At 22.0% G+C, this 1,529-nt stretch carries 1 protein-coding gene; it reads left to right on the top strand.

The window, feature by feature from the left end:
• On the top strand, window positions 1-1,529 hold a 1,529-nt coding region (locus tag EZH24_RS11630; RefSeq protein ID WP_137999254.1), incomplete at both ends, for an ATP-dependent helicase.

Raw genomic sequence — 1,529 nt, 5'->3', positions numbered from 1 at the left:
TAAGTTTAGAAGAGCAAATCAGCAACATAAAGAAAGAATTGTTAGAATTGCCTCAAAAAAAACAGTGGTATCATTTTATTTTTAATTCTAATTTGGAAAACAAAAAGTTAGAATTAGAAGGCAAATTAAAAGAATTACAAGAAAAAAAGAATATAGAAGATGCTAAAATCTTTGTAGCTGCAAAATTAGAAGAAGAAATAAAAGAAGTTATTACAGAAAATATAAAAAATATAGTATTTAATAGTAATATTGTACAAAATGAAGTTGCTAATAAAAATAATGAAATACCATTAAAAAACGAATATGATATTCCTAAAATATCAAAATCTACTAAAAATAAAATTGAGTATTTAAATACAATAATTAATAATATAGAAAAAATACAAAATGATAATAAAGTTACTACATTTTTTGAAAATAAAAATTATAAAATAAATTATGAAAAAGAATTAAACGAAAGGCAATTAGAAGCTGTACAAACTATAGAAAATCCTTTATTAATTATAGCTGGGGCAGGAACAGGAAAAACTAAGACATTAAGTTATAGAGTGGCTTATATGTTAGAAAATAGCATTAATCCTGAAAATATTTTACTGCTTACCTTTACCCGTAAAGCAGCTAAAGAAATGATAGATAGAACAAAAATGTTATTACAATTGAATAATATAAATATACAAGGTGGAACCTTTCATTCATTTGCTAATATAGTTTTGAGAAAGTATTATAAGTTATTAGGTATACAGCCTAATTTTACAATTATAGACACAATAGATAGCGAAGATATTATTGACTTAATAAAACGTGATTTGGATTTAAAAACAATAAAAGATAAAGGAAATATTCGTAAAAGTACAATACAAAAAATAATTTCAAAATCCCGTAATTTACAAACAACAATAAAAAAAGTAATTAAAAAAGAATATTTAGGTTATGAAGATTTTGCTGATGATATAAATATTATTTATGAGCATTATATAGAGTATAATAAAAAACATTTTATATATGATTATGATGATTTATTAATTGCACTTCGTGATAGTCTAAAAACTAATAAAGAGTTTAAAGAAATACTACAAAATAAATATAAATATATTATGGTAGATGAATTTCAAGATACTAATATTATACAAAAAGAAATAGTAGATTTGTTATCAGATAAATATAAAAATATTATGGTTGTCGGAGATGATAGTCAATCTATATATAGTTTTAGAGGGGCTAATTATGAAAATATATTAAGATTCCCAGAAACATATCCAGATTGTAAAATTATTAAACTTGAAAAAAATTACAGAAGCAGACAGGATATATTAAATTTTTCAAATAATATAATAAACAATTTTACAATAGGATATAAAAAAGAATTATATTCTGACAATAAATCAGAGGCAATAGTTGATGTAAAAAGATTTTTTGATCAAGAAAAAGAAGCTGAATGGATAGCTGGAAAAATAGTTGAATTACATAATCAAAATATTAGTTTAAATAATATAGCTGTATTGTATAGAGCAGGCTTTCATTCTAATTTT

The sequence above is a fragment of the Brachyspira catarrhinii genome, assembly GCF_005518285.1.
Classification (GTDB): domain Bacteria; phylum Spirochaetota; class Brachyspiria; order Brachyspirales; family Brachyspiraceae; genus Brachyspira; species Brachyspira catarrhinii.
The sequence above is the reverse complement of the archived record's forward strand: the minus strand, read 5'-3'. Positions and strand labels throughout refer to the sequence as shown.